The organism is Qingrenia yutianensis, from assembly GCF_014385105.1.
In the GTDB taxonomy this organism is placed as follows: Bacteria; Bacillota; Clostridia; order UMGS1810; family UMGS1810; genus Qingrenia; species Qingrenia yutianensis.
Window position 1 is genome coordinate 1 of sequence record NZ_JACRTE010000020.1, and the last position, 20,457, is coordinate 20,457.

28 protein-coding genes and 2 tRNA genes are annotated in these 20,457 nt (G+C 42.6%); 28 read left to right on the top strand and 2 right to left on the bottom strand.

Translation table 11 applies throughout. From position 1 onward, the window contains the following. Positions 1-146: 146 nt before the first annotated feature. The 21 genes from H8706_RS10520 to H8706_RS10620 all read left to right on the top strand — a co-directional run bounded on the left by H8706_RS10520 (position 147) and on the right by H8706_RS10620 (position 15,023). A complete protein-coding gene (locus H8706_RS10520) occupies positions 147-1,046 on the top strand; it encodes a hypothetical protein (protein ID WP_262432596.1) in 900 nt (299 codons plus the stop codon). Between the two features lie 64 nt (positions 1,047-1,110). Next, positions 1,111-1,263, top strand: a complete 153-nt coding sequence (locus tag H8706_RS10525) for a hypothetical protein (protein ID WP_262432597.1) — start codon at positions 1,111-1,113, stop codon at positions 1,261-1,263. Between the two features lie 13 nt (positions 1,264-1,276). Then, positions 1,277-1,666 carry a hypothetical protein gene (locus H8706_RS10530; protein ID WP_262432598.1) on the top strand — a complete coding sequence of 130 codons (390 nt, stop codon included), beginning with the start codon at positions 1,277-1,279 and terminating at the stop codon, positions 1,664-1,666. Then, a complete protein-coding gene (locus H8706_RS10535) occupies positions 1,660-2,109 on the top strand; it encodes a hypothetical protein (RefSeq protein ID WP_262432599.1) in 450 nt (149 codons plus the stop codon). Before H8706_RS10530 ends, H8706_RS10535 begins: the two co-directional genes overlap by 7 nt. Before the next feature lie 9 nt (positions 2,110-2,118). Continuing rightward, a complete protein-coding gene (locus H8706_RS10540; RefSeq protein ID WP_262432600.1) occupies positions 2,119-2,631 on the top strand; it encodes a hypothetical protein in 513 nt (170 codons plus the stop codon). Beyond that, positions 2,632-3,057: a hypothetical protein gene (locus H8706_RS10545; RefSeq protein ID WP_262432601.1), complete on the top strand. Its 426-nt coding sequence runs from the start codon at positions 2,632-2,634 to the stop codon at positions 3,055-3,057. A gap of 2 nt (positions 3,058-3,059) precedes the next feature. Next, positions 3,060-3,581 carry a hypothetical protein gene (locus tag H8706_RS10550; protein WP_262432602.1) on the top strand — a complete coding sequence of 174 codons (522 nt, stop codon included), beginning with the start codon at positions 3,060-3,062 and terminating at the stop codon, positions 3,579-3,581. Positions 3,582-3,622: 41 nt separating this feature from the next. Then, complete coding sequence (locus tag H8706_RS10555; protein WP_262432603.1) at positions 3,623-3,751, top strand: hypothetical protein; 129 nt, start codon at positions 3,623-3,625, stop codon at positions 3,749-3,751. Beyond that, positions 3,729-4,112 (top strand): hypothetical protein, encoded by a 384-nt coding sequence (locus H8706_RS10560; RefSeq protein ID WP_262432604.1) that lies wholly within the window; start codon positions 3,729-3,731, stop codon positions 4,110-4,112. Before H8706_RS10555 ends, H8706_RS10560 begins: the two co-directional genes overlap by 23 nt. After that, positions 4,109-4,657 carry a Gp15 family bacteriophage protein gene (locus tag H8706_RS10565; RefSeq protein WP_262432605.1) on the top strand — a complete coding sequence of 183 codons (549 nt, stop codon included), beginning with the start codon at positions 4,109-4,111 and terminating at the stop codon, positions 4,655-4,657. Before H8706_RS10560 ends, H8706_RS10565 begins: the two co-directional genes overlap by 4 nt. A 67-nt stretch (positions 4,658-4,724) precedes the next feature. Continuing rightward, on the top strand, positions 4,725-7,415 hold the full coding sequence (locus H8706_RS10570) for a phage tail protein (protein ID WP_262432606.1): 2,691 nt from the start codon (positions 4,725-4,727) through the stop codon (positions 7,413-7,415). After that, positions 7,415-8,281: a phage tail family protein gene (locus H8706_RS10575; protein WP_262432607.1), complete on the top strand. Its 867-nt coding sequence runs from the start codon at positions 7,415-7,417 to the stop codon at positions 8,279-8,281. Before H8706_RS10570 ends, H8706_RS10575 begins: the two co-directional genes overlap by 1 nt. Further along, positions 8,278-9,243: a siphovirus ReqiPepy6 Gp37-like family protein gene (locus H8706_RS10580; protein WP_262432608.1), complete on the top strand. Its 966-nt coding sequence runs from the start codon at positions 8,278-8,280 to the stop codon at positions 9,241-9,243. Before H8706_RS10575 ends, H8706_RS10580 begins: the two co-directional genes overlap by 4 nt. Before the next feature lies 1 nt (position 9,244). After that, positions 9,245-10,033: a hypothetical protein gene (locus H8706_RS10585; RefSeq protein WP_262432609.1), complete on the top strand. Its 789-nt coding sequence runs from the start codon at positions 9,245-9,247 to the stop codon at positions 10,031-10,033. A gap of 11 nt (positions 10,034-10,044) precedes the next feature. Then, positions 10,045-10,359, top strand: coding sequence for a hypothetical protein (locus H8706_RS10590; RefSeq protein WP_178347220.1), 315 nt, complete (start codon positions 10,045-10,047; stop codon positions 10,357-10,359). Then, on the top strand, positions 10,352-11,308 hold the full coding sequence (locus H8706_RS10595) for a hypothetical protein (RefSeq protein WP_178347219.1): 957 nt from the start codon (positions 10,352-10,354) through the stop codon (positions 11,306-11,308). Before H8706_RS10590 ends, H8706_RS10595 begins: the two co-directional genes overlap by 8 nt. 12 nt (positions 11,309-11,320) lie before the next feature. Beyond that, positions 11,321-12,751 carry a hypothetical protein gene (locus tag H8706_RS10600; RefSeq protein ID WP_262432610.1) on the top strand — a complete coding sequence of 477 codons (1,431 nt, stop codon included), beginning with the start codon at positions 11,321-11,323 and terminating at the stop codon, positions 12,749-12,751. Between the two features lie 33 nt (positions 12,752-12,784). After that, entirely contained in the window at positions 12,785-13,081 is a 297-nt protein-coding gene (locus H8706_RS10605) for a hypothetical protein (RefSeq protein WP_178347217.1), read from the top strand. Between the two features lie 3 nt (positions 13,082-13,084). After that, the gene (locus tag H8706_RS10610; protein ID WP_262432611.1) at positions 13,085-13,519 is read left to right on the top strand and encodes a phage holin family protein; all 435 of its coding nucleotides are present in this window, start codon (positions 13,085-13,087) and stop codon (positions 13,517-13,519) included. Between the two features lie 66 nt (positions 13,520-13,585). Further along, entirely contained in the window at positions 13,586-14,299 is a 714-nt protein-coding gene (locus H8706_RS10615) for an N-acetylmuramoyl-L-alanine amidase family protein (RefSeq protein WP_178348278.1), read from the top strand. Next, positions 14,283-15,023: a copper amine oxidase N-terminal domain-containing protein gene (locus tag H8706_RS10620; RefSeq protein ID WP_262432612.1), complete on the top strand. Its 741-nt coding sequence runs from the start codon at positions 14,283-14,285 to the stop codon at positions 15,021-15,023. The genes H8706_RS10615 and H8706_RS10620 overlap by 17 nt, the downstream gene beginning before the upstream one ends. Positions 15,024-15,157: 134 nt before the next feature. Here the strand turns inward: H8706_RS10620 and H8706_RS10625 are convergent. After that, positions 15,158-15,233: transfer RNA gene (locus H8706_RS10625), tRNA-Pro, on the bottom strand. A gap of 83 nt (positions 15,234-15,316) precedes the next feature. Beyond that, the gene (locus H8706_RS10630; protein ID WP_262432613.1) at positions 15,317-15,961 is read right to left on the bottom strand and encodes a TetR/AcrR family transcriptional regulator; all 645 of its coding nucleotides are present in this window, start codon (positions 15,959-15,961) and stop codon (positions 15,317-15,319) included. A 128-nt stretch (positions 15,962-16,089) separates the two neighbouring features. Between H8706_RS10630 and argH the strand changes: the two genes are divergently transcribed. From argH to H8706_RS10665, 7 genes are all read left to right on the top strand, one after another. Beyond that, positions 16,090-17,469 carry an argininosuccinate lyase gene (gene argH / locus H8706_RS10635; protein WP_262432614.1) on the top strand — a complete coding sequence of 460 codons (1,380 nt, stop codon included), beginning with the start codon at positions 16,090-16,092 and terminating at the stop codon, positions 17,467-17,469. A 241-nt stretch (positions 17,470-17,710) separates the two neighbouring features. Continuing rightward, positions 17,711-18,202, top strand: coding sequence for a translation initiation factor IF-3 (gene infC, locus H8706_RS10640; RefSeq protein ID WP_262432615.1), 492 nt, complete (start codon positions 17,711-17,713; stop codon positions 18,200-18,202). A 63-nt stretch (positions 18,203-18,265) separates the two neighbouring features. Further along, positions 18,266-18,463: a 50S ribosomal protein L35 gene (rpmI, locus tag H8706_RS10645; RefSeq protein WP_262432616.1), complete on the top strand. Its 198-nt coding sequence runs from the start codon at positions 18,266-18,268 to the stop codon at positions 18,461-18,463. A 23-nt stretch (positions 18,464-18,486) separates the two neighbouring features. After that, positions 18,487-18,840 (top strand): 50S ribosomal protein L20, encoded by a 354-nt coding sequence (gene rplT, locus H8706_RS10650; protein WP_262432617.1) that lies wholly within the window; start codon positions 18,487-18,489, stop codon positions 18,838-18,840. A gap of 90 nt (positions 18,841-18,930) precedes the next feature. Then, positions 18,931-19,692, top strand: a complete 762-nt coding sequence (locus H8706_RS10655) for a TrmH family RNA methyltransferase (RefSeq protein WP_262432618.1) — start codon at positions 18,931-18,933, stop codon at positions 19,690-19,692. 132 nt (positions 19,693-19,824) lie between these two features. Continuing rightward, positions 19,825-19,900: transfer RNA gene (locus H8706_RS10660), tRNA-Arg, on the top strand. 274 nt (positions 19,901-20,174) lie between these two features. After that, the coding region (locus tag H8706_RS10665) for a hypothetical protein (RefSeq protein ID WP_262432619.1) at positions 20,175-20,457 on the top strand (283 nt) is incomplete at its 3' end.

The window sequence follows — 20,457 nt, forward strand, 5'->3', positions numbered from 1 at the left end:
AGGACGACGGTGTTGCCTTTGACATTCCGCGTGAAACTACGGTGTATGAGAGCGGCGGAAGCGGATTTTCGAATAGCTTGGACGATGCAAAAATCGACGCTATTATGGGAATAACAACAAAATAAAAATAAAGGAGTTTAAAAAATATGGCAAATTCAATAACATTATTTAAAAAGTACATTGACAGACTGGACAAAGTATACAAGCAGAGTGCAACATCGAGTATTCTTGACGGTGACAACACTCTTGTGAGCGCAGGCACAAACGCAAACGAAATTGTAATACCTAAAATTTCTATGGACGGTTTGGCGGATTATTCGCGCAACGGCGGATATGTAAGCGGTGATGTTAAAATCACTCACGAAACCGTTAAATTTAACTACGACAGGGGCAGAATGTTTGATGTTGACGCTATGGACAACGAGGAAACCGCAGGCATTGCTTTCGGTCAGCTTGTATCCGAATTTATAAGAACAAAGGTTGCGCCCGAAATGGATGCTTTCAGATATGCAACTTACGCGGCAATTTCGGGTATTTCAAAGGTATCTGCCGGTGCAACCCTTTCGGACGGTGCGTCGGTTATAACTGCGCTTCGTGCGGCAACTACCAAAATGGACGAGGACGAGGTTCCTATGGAAAACAGAATTTTGTTCATCACCCCTACTCTCGACGGCGTTATTCAGGATATGGACACAACCAAGTCGAGAGAGGTTCTTTCGAGATTTTCAAGCAAAATCCTTGTTCCGCAGACACGTTTTTACACTGCGATTGACCTTTATGACGGTGTGACCGATACATCATCACAGGACAGCGGTGTGAATGAAAAAGTCGGCGGTTATGTTAAGGCTTCGACCGCAAAGGATATTAACTTTATGGTAATACATAGATCGGCAATTTTGCAGTATACAAAACACACCGTTAACAAGGTTATTTCGCCCGCCGAAAATCAGACTGCGGACGCTTGGAAATTCCCGTATCGTGCATACGGCTTGGCAGACGCATACGAAAACAAGGTTGCAGGTATTTATTTGCACCACAAGGCATAATTAAAAATTTATACGGGCGGCAGACCGACAATCTGCCGTCCTCAATTTATGAGGAGTTGATAATATGAGATGTGTGGGACTTACGTTCAAAGAAGATGTTAAAAAACAAAACGCAAAAGCCGAGAACAAGGCTGAAAAACAAAACGCAAAAGCCGAGAACAAGGCTGAAAAACAAAACGCAAAAGCCGAGAACAAGGCTGAAACGGAAGAAAAATAAAGGCGGTATTAAAATGTATTTGACATATGAAAATTATGTTGGTATGGGCGGCAAAAAGAGTGAAATTGCTTTCTCCGCCCTTTTGCGGAAAGCGGAACGTCTTATAAATGCCCAGGCAGGCGGGAAAACGGGCGAAAGGCTATCGGAAATGATACGCACTGCCGGCGTGCCGCAAGCGGTGAGCGACTGCGTTTTTGACCTTTTAATCCATTTTGAAGCAAACGCTTTTGACGGTGCAAACATTCAGAGCGAGAGCCGGTCGCTCGGCGGTATGAGCGAGAGTGTGACGTATATGCGCCTTTCAAAAGACGAAGCCGACGCGGAGGCGGTTGACATTATAGAAAATTATTTTTACGGCGCGGGGCTCGGCAAGCTTTTATACAGAGGTGCGTGCTTATGCTGACAAATTTGTTTGACAAAACTTTTACCGTTATCAATCAGATTCCGAAATCGAACTTTTCGGGTCAAAAAGTATCTTGGGAAAAGCACGTGCTTAAAGGCTGCGCCTGTGAGGGCGGTATTTATGACAAATCAAAAAAAGCAATATCGCTTTCGGGCGGAAAGTTTACCGTTTACATAAAGAATGTTGAAAAATTTAAACCGCCTTGTTTTGCGGAAAAAGCGGAGGACGGATATTATTCGGCGCCAAGGGATAAACGGGCGGATTTTTTCACGCTCGGCAAGGGCGATTTGATTGTATTTGACATTATACCCGACGAAGTTCCGAAAAGCGTTGAAGAATACGACGCACTTATAGAAAAATACGGCACAAATATGATGACGGTGTCGGGATATGAAGTGTTTAACGTTAAGGACTGGCGGACAAACCACATTGAGGTTTATTAAGGGGGATTTATGGCGGAATTAAAGACAAATTTCGAGTGCATTTATGAATATCTTGCCTCAAATGCGCAAAACTTTCCGCAGCTTGAAGTGCTTTCGGCACTTTTAAAAGACAAGAAAATTTACATTGAGCCTGACACAAGCTCGAATATGTACGATGCAGTGCCGAGCGAGTATCAGGACGGCGGTTACAGTGTGGTTTTTAACCCTGTAAAGCCGTATTATTTTGATATTCAGATTGTTTTTATGCTTGCGGTATATGAAGACAATGCGGAAAGAAATCTTTTGCAGATACGCAAAATTCAGAACGCTATCGACTGGCTTATTGAGCAGTCGCAGACCGATAATCTGCCGGAATTTGAACGTTTAAACTGCTATATGTTTGAGGTGCTGACACCCAATCCGTCGCTTCGGCTTACATATGAGGACGACAGCGACCAAAGCAAAGCTATTTCGGAATACGGTATAAGCGTTCGGTTTTATGTTGAAAATCCTGCAAAAAAGGTTATAAAGGTTGTGAAATAATTGGACGTTACCGTTAAAAGCAACATTGATTTTACCAAGCTTATAAGAACGTGCAAAAGTGATGATTTGTGGTTTTGGGGCGCTAAAGAATGGCACAGGCTGACACGTGATTATGTGCCGAAACGCGACGGAAATTTAAACAGGCTTGTTACACTTAAGCCAAAACAGATAATTTACCGCTCGCCTTATTCGGCATATATTTATTACGGCAAAAAAATGGTTGACCCTGTTTACAAAAAGGGCGGTTTTACTCCGGACGGAATAAATTTTTGGTCGCGCAAGGGTGTTAAAAAAATAAAGACAAACGAGAACCTTAAAATTGCAAACGGGTACAGCAGGTGGGACGTAAAGGCGATTGAAGAAAAGAAAGACGATTTACTTGTTAAAAGTATGGAAAAATTCATAAATAAGAAAATGGAGGAATGAAAATGTCTAAAATTGTATTAAGACCTAAAAGAAGAATGTTTATGGGAGTTAAGGCGGAGAGTTCGGACACGGTGACATATACGCGTTTAAAGGGGTTTACAACACTTACCGAGAACAAAAATCCGACGGAATACACGCGAAAATATGTTGACGAATATTTTGAGGAAACCGATGTTACCGGAATCAGCGTAAGCTTTGATTTTACGTTTGATATGCTTGACGGTGACGCGGTTAACACAGATATTGCAGGTATTATTGACGGCGAAAAGCTCGGCGAGGACGCGGTCCGCTCGTTTGTTTCGGTTGATTTTAACAAGTCTGTTACGAGCGGAGGATTTGAGGCGGTTGAACGAAAAATGTCTATTGTCGGTTCGACAATCGGCGACGGCACCGACGCGCTTACATATAGCGGCACTTTGAGAGTTAAAACCGAAAAGGTTATCGGAGTTGCGGTTATTGCAACTCCCGACGGCGGTAATGACGAAACGGTTAAAACCATAACGTTTACACCGTCACAGGACTGATTTCCCCCACTGTTTTAAGTGCTGACAGTGGGGTTAAAACGGTGAGCAAGGCAAGGAAAAAGGCGGTTGCGGCTAAAGCTGCCGACACCGCCGAAAAAACAACCGATACGGCATTGAACGATGATAATATCAAGGAGGAGCAGCAAAATGGCGGAAAGGATAAATTTTGAATTTGAGGAGCAGGAAATAGAGCTTACCGACGGTACGGTTCTCAAGCTTCCGGCAAGAACCAAGGAAATTAACGATAAAATTTCGGAACTTGCAAAAAAAGCGGGCATTATGAACGAATACGACTTTTACAAGGAAAATTTAATTGCCTTGTTCGGCAGGGGCGGATTCGGAAAAATCGCACCCGAAGCGGAAAAGACAAATCTCGACTATCTTTCAGCAGTTTGGCATACCGCAAAAGACCTTTTTATGGGTCAGAAAAATGATGCGGACAAAAAGGAACTCGAAAAGAAAATGGAAATACTGGAAAAGGTAATTCCGCAGGCTGACGTTATAAATTCGTTTTTAACCCGCATAAAATGAACCTTCTTTGTGAAAATGCCCCCGATTTTCTTACTGTCGGGGGCAAAAAATTAAAAATAAATACGGATTTTTCTGTGTGGATAAGGTTTTTAACGGCTTTTGAAACAAACGACGTTTTAAGGCTTGAAAACTCGCTTGTTGAAATATTCGGTAAAATTCCCGATACAAGCTCTTTTGATGAAATTATCACCGCAATGCGCGATTGGCTTAATCTTACGGATGAAAAAGCCTTCAAGACAGGGCAAGCCTGCGCGCCGTGTTTAAGCTTTTGTTATGACGGCAATTTGATATATGCGGAGCTTTGGAAATATTTTCCCGATATGATGAAAAGGGGACTTACTTATCAAGAGGGTATTGAGCTTGTTAACCTTATTTTGTGCGACGACAAAACTATGCTTTGGCACAGGGCTTTTGCGAGAAGCGGTGATTTTTCGCAGTTTCCGAAAGAACAAAAACGGTATTGGGAAAAAGAACGCGCAAAATATAAACTTCCTTCAAAGGCAAATCAGCAAAATACCGACGATGTTTTGTCAAGTGTATTTTGATTTTATCACGTTTCTAAAAAAGGAACGTGATTTTTTTATGCAAAAAAACGGCAAAGGTGGTGAATAAATGGCTAAAAAGAACAATTTGATTATAGAAATTGACGGCGACAGTAAGAAGCTTGAAAAAGCTTTATCAAAAGCCGGAAATGCTGCTAAAACCGCAGGCAAGGTTATAGGAGCGGGATTTGTTGCGGCAGGAGCGGCGATTGGGGCAATCGGCACAAAAGCGGTAAAGGCATACGCAGATTTTGAGCAGCTTGTCGGCGGTGTAGATACGCTTTTTAAGGACAGCAGTGCAAAGGTTCAGAAGTATGCCGATGACGCATATATGGCCGCAGGGCTTTCAGCAAATCAATATATGGATACCATAACGTCATTTTCAGCGTCGCTTCTGCAAAGCCTTGGAAATGACACCGAAAAAGCGGCGGAATACGGAAACCAAGCTGTTATAGATATGTCGGACAACGCCAACAAAATGGGTACTGATATGCAGAGCATACAAAACGCATATCAGGGTTTTGCAAAGCAGAATTACACAATGCTTGACAACTTAAAACTCGGTTACGGCGGTACAAAAGAGGAAATGCAAAGGCTTTTGCAGGACGCTGAAAAATTATCGGGTATAAAATACGACATTTCATCTTTTGCGGACATAACGCAGGCTATACACGTTATTCAAACCGAAATGGGAATAACGGGTACAACTGCCGAGGAGGCGGCGACGACAATTCAAGGTTCGCTCGGTATGGTAAAGGCAAGCTGGGAAAACCTTATGGTCGGGCTTGCTGACCCTAACGCGGATTTTGACAAGCTTTTTGATGACTTTTTGAAAAGCGTTGAAACTCTCGGCGATAATTTGTCGCCGGTTATTGAACGTGTTTTAAATTCAATGTCTGAAACAATAAAGGAAAAAGCTCCGTTAATTGCAGAAAAAATTCCTGAAATGACCGAAAAGATTTTACCCGGCTTGCTTGACGCGGCGGCGGAGCTTGCGTTTTCGCTTGCGGAAACCGCTCCCGAAACGTTTCAAAAGGTTGTAGATGCCATTGGTGATGTGCTTGACGGCATAGGCGGCAAACTTTCCGAGAAGTTTCCTGCGTTGAAAGGAATTTTTGAAAATCTTACTCCGATAGTTACAGGGCTTGCGGTGGCATTTGTAACACTTAAAACCGCAAGTGCAATATCGGGTGCGGTAAGTGCACTTACCACGGCGTGGACCGCATACAAAACGGCAAACGAGGGTGCAACGATAGCACAGTGGGCATTAAACGCGGCAATGAACGCTAACCCCGTAGGAATAGTTACAGCGCTGATTGCCGGACTTGTTACGGCTTTTGTTGTACTTTGGAACAAGTCGGAGGCGTTCCGTAATTTTTGGACAGGCTTATGGGACGGAATAAAAAAGGCAGTTTCGGCAGCGATTGACTTTGTAAAAAACAACTGGAAGGATATTATCCTTTTTATTACAAATCCGATTGCCGGAGCGATAAAGCTTTTGTATAATCTCAACCCGAAATTCCGCGCCTGGGTAGATAACCTTATATCACAGGTAAAAGCGTGGTTCGGGAATATGGTATCTGTCGGCAAAAACATAGTTGAGGGATTGTGGAAAGGCATTATCAATACAAAGGACTGGCTTCTAAACAAAATAAAATCGTTTGCACATACCATTACGCAGGGCATAAAGGACTTTTTCGGCATACATTCGCCGTCGAAGGTTATGCGCGACGAGGTCGGCAAGATGATTGCGCTCGGTATTGCCGAGGGCATTGAGGACAACCGCACCGAAGTTGAGAAAGTTTTGGACGAACTTAACCAAAACCTTCTTGACAGCGAAATTTTATACAACAAAGAGAGCGAACGTCTTAAAAACAGCAAAAACGAGAGCGACAAGAAATATCTTGAAAAGTTGAAAGACACTGCCGAAACCGAGCGTAAAATTTACGACGCACGGCAGAAAGACATTAAAAGTGCTCAAAAAGAAATTGTTGACCAATACAAGAAAATGGCGGAGGAGGTTTTTGATACCATTGAAGAGGTGGAAAAGGCGCAGGAGAGTATGGCAAAAAAGCTTAAAGGCTATGGCGCGCTTTACACCAAGAAAGACAGGGAAATCGGCATTGAATACACTTTTGATGAGAAAAAGGGAGTTTTAACAGGCAAAAAACAGTTTGAAGAAGTGTATGAATTAAACGATTTATCAAAGCAGACGGCGGATTTAAACAAATTTTCCGACAATCTTACCAATTTAAAAGAAATAAAGAAAATGCCGAAAGAATTTTTTAACGTTATGCGCGATATGGGCGTTGACGAGGGCATTAAGTTTACAAACGCGCTTTTGGAATTATCGGACGCCGATTTCGACAGTTATATTGCACAATGGACGGAAAAACAGTCGGCAAGCGAGGATATATCGAAAATTTTGTACCGCGATGAGGCGGAAGAAGCAATAAGCGCCGTGACGGACAAAATGTCGGAATTTAACTCGAAGTTTGAAGAGAACGGCGAGGAAAACGCGAAGAGCTGGGGCGAAGGGTTTATTGAAAAAATGAAAGAAATTATGCCGGATATTACCGACAGGATAAACGCCGCATTCAGCAGTATTGTTTTGACATCGGGACGTATGGCGGCGGTGTCCGGCAACACGACATACACGGCGAACTACTACATACAGCCGTCGAGGGGCGAAAGCACACATCAGCAGATAAAAGCCATAAACGACGCGCAGAGCTACAACAAAATGCGAGGGGGTTACTAATGCTTATTACACTAAAAAACGAGTTTGGGACGTTTGAAATCGGCGGAGGACAGCACAGGTGCGCGCACCTTACCGAGATAAGCGGTTTGGGAATTTCGGGAAAAGAGATAACGAGCGTTGTTTTTCCCTCGCAGGCAGGGCACACGGTTAAAAAATTCCGCGACACTGAACGCGTTATCACTATGTCGTTTGATTTTTACGGCGAGCCGTACACGGTTGAGCGGTTATACAAAATTTTGTACCGTCCTTTGGACATTTATTTCAACCGCGGTGACGGGACAAGACGGAAAATTTCGGCATATATGAGTGAGGAGTGCGAAGTTGAAAATATCATTTTTCACAAGTGGCAGAAAATCGCTTTGCAGTTTATCTGCCCGAGCCCGTATTTTAACGACGAGCGCGAAATTATAAAAAACATAGGCGGTTACAGGGACAATTTTCCCAACGCATACGAGGGCGCGGAGTGGAAAATTTCGCTCCCTGCCGTTGCTACCGAGCGCGTCACGAGAAGAAACATTTTAAACAGCGGGGATGTTATTGTTTATCCTGTTTTTACGATAAAAAACTACGGCGAAAATTCGCAGAGCGCTTCCCACACGGTGACCGTAAAAAACCACACTACGGGAAAATCAATAACCGTTACGGCGCAAATTTATTCATCCACGACGGTTATAATCGACGTTCCGAAGCGCAAAATCACGCGGAACGGCACGCTTATCACCGACAAGCTGAGCGACACGAGTATTTTATCCGAGATGTATCTTGCAATCGGCGAAAACGATATAGAAATTCTTACCAATGACGCAAACGACATTATAAGTATGGACATTAAATATACAAACAATTATGCGGCGGTGATTATATGAACGACGTTATTTTTTACGATTTTGACTTCAATCTTTTATACATTCTTCCCCCGTTTGCGCTTGACACGGGCTATGTTTCGGCGAACGCAACCGCCGAGTTTTGCGGCGACGGTTCGTTTGAGCTTGTTTTTGACGATGACGGTTTGAAAAGTGTTATCGAGGGCAAAAAAGACGAAGTTTTTGTGAAATGGGGCAAATTTGAAGGCTTTTTGACAGGCTTTAAGTGGGAAGAGAACAAAAGCACATTATTCGGAATGTCGCTTTCGGGACTTTTGCACAGGGTTGTTTTTCCGCCGGCAACTGCGCAGCAGACAAACAACCGCACTGCGGAATATATTGTGCGCGATATGATTTCGCAAAACTGCACGTGGCTTAATCTTGGCGATGAGGCAGGTTTTACGGCAAAAGTGGAATTTCAAAGCGACAAATACCAGAGTGCGGACGTTTTTGTGAGCGACTGTTTAAAGCTTGACAACGGCGGTTTTGAGATTTATGCAGATTACGCAAACAAAAAATTTATGTTCAGGTGTTTAAAACACACCGAAAACGAGCTTATTATAAGCGAAAATCTGTTAAACGCATATAACTTTGCAACGACGTACACAAACAAGGAGCTTGCGTTCGGCGGCTGGTATGAAGAAGAATACACAAACGGCGACGGCGAGGCGGCAAAACGGTGGAAATATATATCAACGGCAGAAAAAACGGGCATAAGAAAGATTGACACGGTGCTTTCGTCAAACACCAAGGCGGAGGCGGAAAAGGAGCTGAAACGCTTAAATTCGCAGTATGATATTGAGGCGGAAACAAAAGATTTGATTTTCGGCACGTCATACAAGCTCGGCGATATTGTGCGCTTGCAGTCGGGCGATGTGACGGTTAAAAAAGTGATTTCAAGCGTTGACATATGGCAGGAAGAAACCTACGGCGAAATGCCGAAATTTAATGATTTGGAGGAATGAGATGTCAAGCGGTATTTTTTATAATCAATCAGTTACGGCGAACGATTTGAATGAGATTGCAACGGACCTCGGCGCGACCTCGTTTAACGGGTTCGGCACAGAAAAATTCGGTGCATCGGAGCTTAACAATATTACAAAGGATTTGGTCGGCAAGGGGTATTTGAACGTTAAAAACAAGTGCAAACCGACCGTTTCGGCAGACGGGAGCAAAATTATAGTTCAAAGCGGAATTGTTGTGTTTGAAAACGGCGCTAAAAAGGTGATTGAAAACACACTTGAAATATCTTTTGGTGTCGGGCGAAAATATTATTTTCTGAATGAAATTTCGAACGGTTTGTGTAGCCTTTGGTGGTCAACCGTCGGCTATCCGTCCGAGGGCGACTATGTTCCGCTTTGCGAGGTAACGTCGGACGGCACGCTCATTGATAAACGTGTTTTTTCGGTTGCAAAAGTTAATTTGGGTGCGGTTGAAAATAACAAAACACTGGATATGGAATATACGTTTGATATTTATAAAGGTAAGGCAATTTCCGGAACACTTCCTCTTGACTTTACCGGTTATAACGGGATTTTGGCAAGATATATTTGGCGAAGTGACAAGTGGGACTCGTTTTATGCGAAAGAAGATACATTTGTTACTATACCGGTTTCGGGGTGGTCCGAGGAATGTTTTTCTATGCAAAGCACAACGGTATTTTTTGAACGCACAGCAACAGGACTTAATTACCGCGGAGGAACGAGCTGGAGCAGTGGTCATAACGATTTAAGACTTAAGATTACATTGTTTTAGGAGGTGCGAAAATGGAATACAACTTAAAAATGATATGCGGAAACACACAGAATTTTACTGTGCAAAACAACGACGGTGATTTTGAGGAAGGCGACAAAGTGACGTTTTCGGTAAAGAAAAACTATTCGGACGACACGTATTTGCTTAAAAAGGAAGTTACAGATTTTAACGGCAATTTGGCGGATATAAACATACTGCCGAGAGATACGGCGAATATCGAACCGGGGCAATATGTGTATGACATACAATTCAGCTCTTTTGACGGCAAAGTTAAAACAATTTTCAAGGGCGATTTTATTCTTGACTGGAGGGTTACGGATGAATAATTTGGGATTTACGCTGAAAGACACTACAAATCTTAAGTTTTCCGGTGCAACCGATTATGAAAAAGCAAAAAAGTACACCGATGAAGAAATTAAGATAAAATCCGTTTCGGTAAACGGCGAAAAGGTTGAGCCGGATAATAATAAAAATGTTGACATTGACGGAAACACTATTGTATCGGAAAGTTATTTGAAAGGCAACGGCGCACCGACTTCATCGACACAGGCTGATTTTGTCGGGCAGATGTATTTAGATACTGCAAATACAAAATTATATCAATGCGTGAGTATCACAACAAACGAAACTGACGGTACAAAATCATATAGTTGGATTAAGGTTATAAGGGGAAATGACCATGCTCCAATAAAGGGACTTTTTGATTGGGCAACTGAGGGTCCGGGTGTTGTGATGGCTGCGCCCGAATACGGAACAAGTATGATATCTATGCATTCAGCGGGAAAAAGGTATCCTCTTATGTCTATTTCAGCTGCCAAAAATGAAGAAATAGATGCAAGAAAACAAAGTTACAAACCAATCGTTCCGTCAAATCTCGATTATGCAGTACGCAGTGTTCGCCCCGTAACGGCCGCAACCGCACCGACAACACTTGCGGTTAACACATTGTATTCGATAAACAATACATCAAGCACAAGTGTTGCGCTTACACTGCCTCAAGGACAGAACGGTGATTTTATTCAATATGATTTTGTCACAGGTACAACGGCACCGACGGTCACGATACAGTCAATATACGGTATGACGGAATTTGACTTTACACCTGAGGCAAACAAGATTTATTCGTTGTTTTTCGACTGGGGCATTATTGCGGTTGAAAACAGTGCAAATGTGTACGGCTGGCGCATATCCTACGCTGAATACGATTACACACCGAGTACCGCAGAAACAACGGGCAACGATACCGTTGTCAAAGCCAACGACGATGATTTATAAGGGGGTGCCGATATGATTTATGCAGATTATGCAAGACGTAAAATGCATAACGTTGTAAGGAAAAGAGTTAAGGAATACGGAGTGCGTTGGAATGGCACGGCTTCTACTTTGTGCGATAGACTTGGAAACGCTGTGGGTCTTGTTGCAAATGCACACCGCGGAACTACGGATTATGTGCAAAATGATTTTGATAGTATATATCCGTGGAGTGATATTAAGACGTGCAACATTGACGCTGACGGAAACGTCCTTGCGTATCTCGGAGAGCCGTCCTTTGAAAGGGATGGTACAAATGGCGATGTGATGGTAGAAATACCCAAATTCTATTACAAACGAATTAAAACTGGTATTGAAGAGGAAATATGGATTTGTGGAACAAAGCTCCCCGGATATGAGCTGCACCCTCTTTTCATCGACAATGGAAAAGAAGTCAGCAAAGTTTTTCATTCGGCATATAATGCAAGCTCATACATTGATGAAACCGACAACAAAGTTAAATTACAAAGTATTACGGGCGTTCAGCCGAGAGTGAGAACGACAAGAGCAAGCTTCCGCACATACGCCCGAAACAAAGGTGCTATATGGGGTATTGAGGATATTTCTTGTGTAGATGCGTTGCAGTTGCTTTATTTAGTGGAGTATGCAAATACTCACTCGCAGTCTGCCCTCGGCAACGGTGCTTCCAAGTTGTCTTTCACAGCAAATCATAAAGCCCTTGAAGAAACTACAAACGGAAACACAATCACCATTGCGTCTACTTACAAGAACATCTACAAGCTCGGGCAACGTATCGAAATAGGCACATCGTTGGGTGCAAATAACAAAACAACAACACCGAGAACGATAACGGCTATCATAACAGATGAGGAAACCGGGCAAACGACAATCACATTTGATGGGGACCCAATTACTATTGCTGTCGGAAATATGATGTGGAATGTTGCTCCATTGAACGGCTCTTGCGATGCATTAAACGGTAAAAGCGGTTGGCTCGCCGGAGAAAACAATTACACAAACACATTTGCAGACGTGAATTACCGCGGCATTGAGGGCTTCCACGCAAAGCTATTCAGATTTATTGACGGCGTAAATATCAAAGACGGGGTCGTATATTATGCGAACAGCATAGCAGACTACGCAGACGGTGTTTATGACGGCAAATATAGAGCGGTCGGATATTCAAATGCAGAAACAAGTGGTTATGTGTCCGCTTTCGGATATGATGAAAAAGCCCCGTGGGTAATGTTCCCGTCAGCAGCAGTTGGAAAGCCATCAACCTTTGTTCCCGATTACTATTATCAGAACACAGGCGAATGCCTGCTCTTGCTCGGCGGTGCTTGGAGCTACGGTACTGGCGCCGGAGCGTTCTTATTTGACTGCCGCAACGCTTTCTCGTCCTCGTACTGTTTCTTCGGGTCACACCTTCTTGTCAAAAAGCCGTAAGAATACTATAAAAAATAACGGAGGTATTTTAAAATGGACAAAATGTATTTATTCAAAAACGAGAACGAAGTAACCGAATACGACGGTTCACCGCTTAGGTTTTACGTCGGAAAAAAGCTTATCAAGCAGATTTTTTCACCGACGGAGGACGAATTAAAGGGTTTTGGTTATAAAAAACTTATTCCGGCGATTATGCCCGAATACGATGCGGAAACGCAGTATTTGAGCAAAAAATACGCTGACGGCGAGGATATAACCGAAACATACGAGGTTCGCGATATACCTGCGGAAACTGAAATAACTGAAGAAACTGAAGAAACGGAGGAGTGACAAATGAAAGTATATTTTAATTTATTCGTGTCTATTATGGGCGGAATTGCCGCCTACTTTTTGGGAGGCTTGACAATGGCAATTCAGGCGCTTTTAATTTTTATGACGGTTGACTACATAACAGGGTTTATGGTTGCGTTTGTTTTTCAGAAATCACCGAAAAGCGATAGCGGAGGCTACAACAGTAAGGCAGGTTTTAGAGGATTGTGCAAAAAGGTTGCAATTTTGTTGCTTGTCGGCGCGGCGCACAGGCTTGATTTGGTTGTGGGTGTCGATTTTATCCGCGACAGTGTGATTTGCGGTTATTGCGCAAACGAGCTTATATCAATAATTGAAAATCTCGGTCTTATGGACGTGTATATTCCGCCCGTTATCAAAAAGGGAATTGACATTTTGCAGAAAAAAAGCAACGGTGATGATGGCGCGGCGCAGGAGTGACGGGCATATGATGAATTGACGGGACGATGTGGGCATCGTCCCCTACAAATAATGAGGTGATACAAAATGAAAATATTTATTGACCCGGGGCACAACTATTCGGGTGCGGACACGGGCGCGGCCGGGAACGGCTTAAGAGAACAGGACGTTTCATATTTTGTGGGTTCGTATCTTACAAAATATTTATCTGACGCAGGATTTGACGTGAAATGCTCGCGCAACAAACTTGCGGACAATGTGGCGGCGACGTTTAACAGGAGCATAAACTATCGGTATATGCAGGCGAATGAGTTTAAGGCGGACTATTTTATTTCGCTCCACTGCGACGCGTCGGCGGACAAAGACGCGAAAGGCGCGCACGTTTGCGTATATTCCAAAAATTCAACCGCGGAAAGGTTAGCAAGCGCGGTAATTAAAAAACTTATCCCTTTGGGACTGGACGGCAGAAGCGAGAAAATAGTCGAGCGCAAAAACTTGGGCGTTTTAAAGCACACAAATATGCCGGCGATACTTATTGAAATGGGATTTATAACAAATCCCGAAAACGCAAATCTTATGCGGTCGCCCGAGATGATTGCAAGGGCAATTTTTGAGGGCATTTGCGAATTTACGGGGATTAAAACCGAGAAAGAATATATGTCGGTTAACGATACCATTGCGCTGATGAGCGACAGAGGAATTATATCCGATACGGAGAAATGGTATAACGGCACTTGGAACGACGATGATTTCAAGTGGCTGTTAAGAAAGGTTGGGACGTACATTGCAGATAAAATGTAAGGCAGGAAGCAATATTTTTGAAGTTAACGGCGAGAATATCACAAACGATGTTGCGCCGTTTGAAAAGAACGACAGAACATTTTTACCGATTAGGTTTATTGCCGAGAATATGGGATTGTATGTTGATTATGAAGAAAAAAGCGGCATTGTGACGGTATCGGACGTTAAGACGCATTTTGATACGGTTGACAAGTGCGCCGTCAATTTCGGTATGTATGCAAACTGTGCGAGCATTGCAATGTATAAAGAACTTGGCGCATACGTATTTGAGGACGAAAACGGATATTACTGGGACGGGCTTAAAATCGGACGAAAAGACCAACAAGAGTTGTATATTGACTCTGCCCTTGCGAGAAAATGCAAAGCAATTCTGCACACGCACGGCGGTACGGCAGGCGGTGCGGCAAACAATCACTTTTCGACGGGTGACAAAAAGGCGGCGAAAAAGTATGACAAGCCGATTTATATGTGTTCTCCCGTCGGAGAGCAGTGGTGCTTTGCGCCGAACAATACATGCGGCGAGGTGCGCAAAATATGCATTGCTCCGTTTGATTGGAAATTTGAGGATTTCTGTAAATCGGTTGTAAATTTTGATTATGCCGAGGCAAAAACCTTTTTCCTCAGCTATTTCGGGGGACGATATAAGCCTGTTGCCGAGCATATCCCCTGCGGTTATGTGCTGGACTATTATAATTTTATGTTTTTGAACGGGGATATTTATTAGAACAAGTTTTGACAACTTTTTGACAACTTTTTTATGTGTTTTTTTACGTTTGAATGTGTGTTTTTGAGCAAATGCAAAACATAAAAATTCCGCATAACAGTGGGAAAAATCCATTGTTATGCGGAATATAAATTTGGTCGGAGTGACAGGACTTGAACCTGCGGCCCCATGACCCCCAGTCATGTGCGCTACCAGCTGCGCTACACCCCGATACCTTTGGTATTATATACTATTTCCGCGCGTTTGTCAAGTGTTTTCGGGGATTTTTTTAAAATTATATTTCATTTTTAAAATCAGCGAGGAAAAGAGGCAAAAAAATCATCAATATGCTTATCAAGCAACTCAAGAATTTCCTTCTTCGCGCCCGATTTTTTATCACTGCCGTCGTCCGCCGTTTCGTTGTCGTAAAGACTGTAAAGAAAAAACATCGGTGCGTAAAACTTTAGTGCAAGCATTTTTGAATTTTGCCCGTTATGCGCTGTTTCCTCAAAAATATCAGCCATATATTTGAGCGGACCGACCGAGATATACTGCGCATAAAGCTTTGCATTTTCCGCCGAATTATACTGCTCAACCGTCAGCATACGCCTGAAATTGCAGTAAAATTCCTCCTCCGTCCAATGCAGAAGCATTGCTTTTGAATACTCTTTAATTTTTTCAACATCAATATTTTTATATTCACCGCCATTGTCGTCTTTCGGCTCGGACGGCATTTCGTAATCATCGGCATATTCCGTGTCGGCATTGTTCACACGCTCGATAATCGCGTCAAAAATCGCTTTTTTACCGGTAAAATGCTTATAAAGCGACGGCGCTTTAATGCCTACCGCGTCCGCAATTTCGGCAACACCGACCGCGCCGTAACCTTTTTTGGCAAAAAGGCGCAGGCTTTCGTTTAAAACTTTCTCTTTTGTGCTTGTTTTCGCATTGTTTTTCATATCGCACCTCCGCACTTGAATTATAGCTAAAATCCGTTAGCTTGTCAATAAAAAATTTTACAAACGTATTGCATTTTATTAAAAAACGTTGTATAATTATACAAAACATACATTTTGGAGGAATTGCAATGAAGCTTTGGGGCGGACGTTTTGAAAAAGGAACGGACGAATTGGTGAACGATTTCAACTCGTCAATCCGTTTTGATAAAAGAATGTATAAACAGGATATAAAAGGAAGCACGGCGCACGCGAAAATGCTCGGCAAATGCGGTGTTATAACCGAAGAAGAGAGCGCATTTATCGTGAAAACGCTTGCCGAAATTTTAGACGAAATCGAAAACGGTACGGCGCAGTTTATGATTGATGCCGAGGATATTCATATGAATATCGAAACAATGCTTATTGCAAAAATCGGCGACACGGGCAAAAAACTGCACACCGGCAGAAGCCGTAACGACCAGGTTGCGCTGGATATACGAATGTATCTGCGCGACGAAACCGACGAAATTATAAAAATGCTCAAAGACCTTTTGCGCGTTCTTATAAATATTGCGAAAGACAATCTCGACACCATTATGCCGGGTTATACGCATCTTCAAAAGGCACAGCCCATAACGCTTGCACATCATATGTGCGCCTACACGCAGATGTTTGAGCGTGATATTATGCGTCTTGCCGATTGCAGAAAACGCATAAATATTATGCCTCTCGGCTCGGGTGCGCTTGCGGCGACAACGTATCCGTTCGACCGTGAATTTGTCGCTCGGGAGCTTGGTTTTGACGGTATAACCTACAATTCGCTCGACGGCGTTTCCGACCGTGATTTTGTGATAGAAATGTCGGGCGCGCTTTCAATTATAATGATGCACCTTTCGCGTTTCTGCGAGGAACTTATTTTGTGGAACACAAACGAATTTTCATTCGTTGAGATGGACGACAGCTGTTCGACGGGTTCGAGCATTATGCCCCAGAAGAAAAACCCCGACGTCGCCGAACTTATCCGCGGAAAAGCAGGACGTGTTTACGGCTCGCTTATGACCATTTTGACGGTTATGAAAGGTATTCCGCTTGCATACAATAAGGATATGCAGGAGGACAAGGAGTGCATTTTCGACGCGGTTGACACGGTGAAACTGTGCATACCCGTGTTTGCCAAAATGCTTGACACTATGAAATTCAACAAGGACGTTATGTATAAGGGCGCAGGCGGAGGATTTACCAATGCGACCGACGCTGCGGACTATCTTGTGCGCAAAAACATTCCGTTCAGAAAAGCGCACGAAATTGTCGGAAAAACAGTGCTTTATGCCACAAAACACGGCAAGGCGCTTTCGGAGCTTACGCTTGACGAATACAAGGCAATCTGCCCCGAAATCGACGGCGATATTTATTATGCGATTGACCTTAAAACCTGCGTCGAGGGCAGAAAAATCATCGGCGGACCGGCAAAAGAGGCGGTTTTGAAAACCATCGAAAAAGATATTTCGTTTTTGGAAAAAGAATTTTAAAAAACTATTGACAAATGTTTGATTTTGTGGTAGTATCTATTGGTGGTTGGATTTGAGTATATCAGATTTTGCCAAAATTAAAGTAGAAAATCCATTTCTCACCTTACGGTTTAAAGGTATCGGTAAGGTTTACGGCTTGATTTTAAGGTTTTTAACTTTATTGACGCGTAAAGGCAGGTGGATTTTCACCTGCTTTTTTATTTTATTTTGGAGGTGCTTTGTCATCAGTAATAAAGACTTAATGATTAACGAAGAAATCAGAGATAAGGAAGTCCGTGTTATCGGCGCAAACGGCGACCAGCTCGGCGTTATGAGCTCGAAAGAGGCTTTAAACATTGCCGAACAAAACGGAATGGACCTTGTTAAAATTGCTCCGCAGGCAACGCCGCCCGTATGCAAAATTATGGATTACGGCAAGTATAAATTTGAGCTTGCAAAGCGCGACAGGGAAACAAAGAAAAATCAGAAGGTTGTAAACATCAAGGAAATACGCCTTTCGCCTTCGATTGACACAAACGATTTCAACACTAAAGTTAATCATACGCTTAAATTTTTAAAATCGGGTGATAAGGTAAAAATAACCGTTCGTTTCCGCGGAAGAGAGGTTAACCACTCCTCGCTCGGAAAAGTGCTTCTCGACAAGTTTGCAGAGGCAATCGAGGACGTTGCGGTGGTTGAGAAAAACGCAAAACTCGAGGGTAAAAATATGTTTATGGTTATCGCTCCGAAATAATAAAGCACAAATGTTAAAATTGTCTTTTTAAGACTTAAAAATTTCAGAAGGGAGTTATTTATTATGCCTAAAATCAAAACTCACAGAGCTTCGGCTAAAAGATTCAGCCTTACCAAAAACGGCAAGGTTAAAAGAGGTCAGGCTTACAGAAGCCACATTCTTACAAAGAAATCTACCAAGAGAAAAAGAGGTTTAAGAAAATCGGCTTATGCTTCGACCGCAAACGAGGCTACAATCAAGAGATTGATATTGTATAAATAATATAGAGAAGGAGTGTACTCACGATGGCAAGAGTTAAAGGCGCATTAGCTACAAGAAAAAGACGTAAAAGAGTGTTAAAACTCGCTAAAGGATACAGAGGCGCAAAAAGTAAGCTTTTCAGAACCGCCAAACAGGCAGTTATGAAATCGCTTGTTTATGCTTATACAGGCAGAAAATTAAGAAAAAGAGATTTCAGAAAACTCTGGATTACGCGTATCAGCGCTGCCGCTAAAATGAACGGCATCAACTATTCGAGATTTATGAACGGTCTTAAGAAAGCAAACATTGATATGAACAGAAAAATGCTTTCCGAAATCGCGATTGCAGACCCCAAGGCGTTTGCGGAATTGGTTGAAAAAGCAAAAGCTGCTCTTTAATGTAAAGAGTGAATTAAAAATATTCGAACCGCTGTGCTTTTTCGCATAGCGGTTTAATATTTTTTATAAAAATTTTTCGGGCGGTTTTTTATGAGCGAAATTATCACAAGCGCACAAAATAATATTTTTAAGCATATCGCAAAGCTTAACGACGCGAAATACCGAAATAAATTCGGAGAGTTTGTACTGGAGGGCGAGCGGTTGGTGTGCGACGCGGAAAACCTCGGCGCGGATATTTCGTTTGTTGTGATAAAAGACGGTTACGACGGTAAAATTCCGCAGTGCGAAAAAATTTATACGTTTGACGAAAAGCTTTTTTCGCAGATGAAAAACACTGTTAATTCACAAGGAATTTTGGCTGTTGCAAAGATTGAAAGAAATAAAACCGCGGATTTTTCAACGGCAAGAACGGTTGTGTATCTCGACGGCGTTTCCGACCCCGGTAATATGGGCACAATCATCAGAACGTGCGACGCGGCAGGTGTGGACGCGGTGGTGATTTCCAAAACCTGTGTTGACGTTTTCAATCCGAAGGTCGTGCGCTCGACTATGGCGAGTATTTTTAATGTTAACCTGATTTTTGACGATAATTGCCTTGAAAAACTCAAAAATGACGGATTTTGCCTGATAGGAACGTATCTTGGCGCAAAAAAAAGCATTTTTGATATTGATTTTTTGCAGAAATGTGTTATAATTATCGGTAATGAGGCAAACGGAATAAGCGAAAAAGTGCTTGATATGTGCACCGAAAATGTGATAATTCCTATGGTAGGCGGCTGCGAATCACTGAATGCCGCGGTGTCTTGCTCGGTTTGCGTGTATGAGGCATTAAGGCAGAAAATCAGCCGTTAGACGGCTCGGACAAGAATAGACATAAAACTCTTTCGAAGACGTTGTTTAAAACGCTGTTTACCGGATAAAATCGAATATCTGACTAAATATTCGTGCCGGAAGAAAGACTTGTGTAAAATTTAATATTTGTATGCGCCCTTGGCTCAACGGATAGAGTAGCTGACTTCGAATCAGTTGGTTGTAGGTTCGAATCCTACAGGGCGTGCCACTAAATCCGAACCAAAAAGATATAATGTCGATTTGGTCAGCAATGACGAGGGTTTGCGGGATTTCCGCAAACCCTTTTTCGTACTCGATTCTCAGAGATATATGCTTCTGTTTTGTAGGATTTGAACTGCGACAGAGGCAAAAACAGCAAAGAATATAAGGTTCATCTTAAAGGATTTGAACCTATGAATAAAAAACTAAATAGCATAATCAGAGGTAATTCCCATTAAAGGAAGTTGCCTCTTTTTTTATATAAAAATGAAAGGATGAAAAAAATGAATGAGAAAAAATTTTTACAACAGATGTACGGCAAACTTGAAAATCAATTAGAACAGGAGGTGAAACTTGCAGATGACAGCATTGAGATTTCAGAGGGCGATAAAGTTATTTTCAAAATTGACAGTAAAGGCGGTATCTTTTATGCAGCCGGCAAACAATACTCAAATATCGTTAACAAGCTTCATGGCAAAATAGAGAATGATGTACGCAACACAAAAGAGTTTCTTAAAGTGATGGATAACAGTCCGGAATTAACGGCGGTTGACCTTAATGCACCGT

What these genes read in the sequence shown, in the direction of transcription:
- H8706_RS10600 (WP_262432610.1), top strand. Translation starts at nt 11,321, where the DNA reads ATGATTTATGCAGATTATGCAAGACGTAAAATGCATAACGTTGTAAGG.
- infC (WP_262432615.1), top strand. Translation starts at nt 17,711, where the DNA reads ATGATTAACGAAGAAATCAGAGATAAGGAAGTCCGTGTTATCGGCGCA.
- H8706_RS10575 (WP_262432607.1), top strand. Translation starts at nt 7,415, where the DNA reads ATGCTTATTACACTAAAAAACGAGTTTGGGACGTTTGAAATCGGCGGA.
- H8706_RS10585 (WP_262432609.1), top strand. Translation starts at nt 9,245, where the DNA reads ATGTCAAGCGGTATTTTTTATAATCAATCAGTTACGGCGAACGATTTG.
- H8706_RS10610 (WP_262432611.1), top strand. Translation starts at nt 13,085, where the DNA reads ATGAAAGTATATTTTAATTTATTCGTGTCTATTATGGGCGGAATTGCC.
- H8706_RS10520 (WP_262432596.1), top strand. Translation starts at nt 147, where the DNA reads ATGGCAAATTCAATAACATTATTTAAAAAGTACATTGACAGACTGGAC.
- H8706_RS10525 (WP_262432597.1), top strand. Translation starts at nt 1,111, where the DNA reads ATGAGATGTGTGGGACTTACGTTCAAAGAAGATGTTAAAAAACAAAAC.
- H8706_RS10580 (WP_262432608.1), top strand. Translation starts at nt 8,278, where the DNA reads ATGAACGACGTTATTTTTTACGATTTTGACTTCAATCTTTTATACATT.
- rplT (WP_262432617.1), top strand. Translation starts at nt 18,487, where the DNA reads ATGGCAAGAGTTAAAGGCGCATTAGCTACAAGAAAAAGACGTAAAAGA.
- H8706_RS10530 (WP_262432598.1), top strand. Translation starts at nt 1,277, where the DNA reads ATGTATTTGACATATGAAAATTATGTTGGTATGGGCGGCAAAAAGAGT.
- H8706_RS10605 (WP_178347217.1), top strand. Translation starts at nt 12,785, where the DNA reads ATGGACAAAATGTATTTATTCAAAAACGAGAACGAAGTAACCGAATAC.
- rpmI (WP_262432616.1), top strand. Translation starts at nt 18,266, where the DNA reads ATGCCTAAAATCAAAACTCACAGAGCTTCGGCTAAAAGATTCAGCCTT.
- H8706_RS10630 (WP_262432613.1), bottom strand. Translation starts at nt 15,961, where the DNA reads ATGAAAAACAATGCGAAAACAAGCACAAAAGAGAAAGTTTTAAACGAA.
- H8706_RS10655 (WP_262432618.1), top strand. Translation starts at nt 18,931, where the DNA reads ATGAGCGAAATTATCACAAGCGCACAAAATAATATTTTTAAGCATATC.
- H8706_RS10590 (WP_178347220.1), top strand. Translation starts at nt 10,045, where the DNA reads ATGGAATACAACTTAAAAATGATATGCGGAAACACACAGAATTTTACT.
- H8706_RS10570 (WP_262432606.1), top strand. Translation starts at nt 4,725, where the DNA reads ATGGCTAAAAAGAACAATTTGATTATAGAAATTGACGGCGACAGTAAG.
- H8706_RS10595 (WP_178347219.1), top strand. Translation starts at nt 10,352, where the DNA reads ATGAATAATTTGGGATTTACGCTGAAAGACACTACAAATCTTAAGTTT.
- H8706_RS10560 (WP_262432604.1), top strand. Translation starts at nt 3,729, where the DNA reads ATGGCGGAAAGGATAAATTTTGAATTTGAGGAGCAGGAAATAGAGCTT.
- H8706_RS10540 (WP_262432600.1), top strand. Translation starts at nt 2,119, where the DNA reads ATGGCGGAATTAAAGACAAATTTCGAGTGCATTTATGAATATCTTGCC.
- H8706_RS10565 (WP_262432605.1), top strand. Translation starts at nt 4,109, where the DNA reads ATGAACCTTCTTTGTGAAAATGCCCCCGATTTTCTTACTGTCGGGGGC.
- H8706_RS10550 (WP_262432602.1), top strand. Translation starts at nt 3,060, where the DNA reads ATGTCTAAAATTGTATTAAGACCTAAAAGAAGAATGTTTATGGGAGTT.
- H8706_RS10615 (WP_178348278.1), top strand. Translation starts at nt 13,586, where the DNA reads ATGAAAATATTTATTGACCCGGGGCACAACTATTCGGGTGCGGACACG.
- argH (WP_262432614.1), top strand. Translation starts at nt 16,090, where the DNA reads ATGAAGCTTTGGGGCGGACGTTTTGAAAAAGGAACGGACGAATTGGTG.
- H8706_RS10535 (WP_262432599.1), top strand. Translation starts at nt 1,660, where the DNA reads ATGCTGACAAATTTGTTTGACAAAACTTTTACCGTTATCAATCAGATT.